We start from the raw sequence: 242 nt of genomic DNA on the forward strand, positions 1-242 counted from the left end.
GTTCAATAACTTCATAACCGTTAATGACAGCTTCAACCATTTTCAGCTTTTCAAATATCTCAAACGGTTTTTTTTCTTTATTTTCATAAACTTTACCTAAGCCGTCTTCAAGTTTATAATTAAAACCCCAGCGAGAAATATAATAAATCGCTTCTTTTGTTCTACCTCCAAAAGTTTCAAGATAATCAGCTTGTTTTTTCGTTAATTTAACTACCATTTATAGTTCTCCTTTATTTCTATAT

General features: G+C 28.9%; 1 protein-coding gene. It reads right to left on the minus strand.

The window, feature by feature from the left end:
* The coding region (locus tag FDW96_RS03110; RefSeq protein WP_212732865.1) for a hypothetical protein at window positions 1-217 on the minus strand (217 nt) is incomplete at its 3' end.
* Window positions 218-242: the final 25 nt, after the last annotated feature.

Origin of the sequence: Citrobacter sp. TBCS-15 (assembly GCF_005280815.1) — a bacterium.
GTDB classification, from domain to species: Bacteria; Pseudomonadota; Gammaproteobacteria; order Enterobacterales; family Enterobacteriaceae; genus Citrobacter; species Citrobacter werkmanii.